Source organism: Methylobacterium sp. WL103 (genome assembly GCF_008039885.1).
GTDB lineage: Bacteria > Pseudomonadota > Alphaproteobacteria > Rhizobiales > Beijerinckiaceae > Methylobacterium > Methylobacterium cerastii.
In genome coordinates this window covers 1-1380 of the sequence record NZ_VRUX01000861.1, presented here as the reverse complement: position 1 = coordinate 1380, position 1380 = coordinate 1, and the positions used below count along the sequence as shown (strand labels likewise).

Below are 1380 nucleotides of genomic sequence, written 5' to 3'. Positions count from 1 at the left end.
CGGTCGCCGAGGACGAGACCATCCCGACGATGCCGCCCACCGCCGCCTCGAAGTCGTCGGCCATCTGGCGCATCCCGGCCTTGCGCTGCGCCTCCGCCGCCAGCCGCGCGTCCGCCGTCTCCGCCTCCAGCTTGCGCGTGCGGATCAGGTTCTCCTTGAACACCTGGACCGCCGACGCCATCGCGCCGATTTCGTCGCGGCGGGCGCCGTACGGCACCGCGATCTCGGCCTGGCCTGCGGCCAGCCCCGACATCACGCAGGTCATCGCCTGGATCGGTCGCGAGACGCGCAGGAGGCTGAACGCCGCGGCGGCGCAGGCCGCGACGAGCGCCAGGACGATGGCGCAGTAGGTCGTCGCCGTCGCGGCATCGATCTGAGCCATGGCGGCCGCCGCATCCCTGCGGGCGCCGACCTCGTTGTAGGCGACGACGCGGTTCAGCGCGTCGCGGGCGTTGTCGTACAAGTTCGCGTTGTCGGGGCTGCCGATCAGCGCCGCCGCCTCCGACATCAGTCCCGCCTCGGCCAACTGCATGGATTCCACGGTGGCCGCATCGTACTTGTTCCAGGACGCGACGAACGCGTTGTAGATCGAGCGCTCGTCCTCGCCGGAGATCAAGGTCTCGTAGGACTTGCGCGTCGCCTCGAACTCGGCCGCCGACGTCGCGAGCAGCTTGCTGTCCTCGGCGAAGGCGGTCGCCGACTTCGTGGGCGTCAGGAGGCGCAGATGCTTGATGCGGATGTCGGCTTCGGCGGCCTTGACGTTGTTCGCCGCGACGACGGAGGGCAGCCAGTTGCTGGAGATCGCGTCGACGGACGTGCCGATGCTCGACAGCTTCGCAAGCGAGACGACGCCTTGTCCGGCGCTGATGAGTGCAAGGAAGCCGAAGGCGGCGCCGAGCGAGGCTTTGAGGGAGACGTGCAAGCGCATTGTCCGAACCTGCGCGGGACGACCGGGGCGGCGCGCCGCGCGCACAACCGCTGGATGAGAAAGCGGTTCAACGCGTTAAAAAACCCGTGCCGACCGCCGGTTTCAGAGACCATCACGCTGCATTCAAAAGGTGCACCGTGCTTAATGCATCGACATCGATCGATATGTTTCCGATGATCGCTGAGCCCATGAACGGATGTGCCGGAAACGACGCGCGTCCTGATGGAGCGTTGCTTGAAACGGCCCCTGACGCGCGCACGCGGTGGGACGCGTCAGGGGCCGTCTGCATGGTCGCCCGGGTGCAAAGACCAGCTTCTCTTTGACGGCGCACCCCGCATCGAGGCCGGTCGACCGACCCGGCGCGTCGCGCTAGGCTCGGGTGATGACGGAGGCGCTGCATCCGCGCCCCGCGGCCGGGGCCGACGCGACCCATGCGGCGGTCGCGCGTCAGC

The 1380-nt window shown here is 68.6% G+C and carries 1 protein-coding gene; it reads right to left on the bottom strand.

The annotated features are described in order from the left end of the window. A partial coding sequence (locus tag FV222_RS26160; RefSeq protein ID WP_187277485.1) for an MCP four helix bundle domain-containing protein occupies positions 1-922 on the bottom strand: 922 nt, incomplete at its 3' end. Positions 923-1380: the final 458 nt, after the last annotated feature.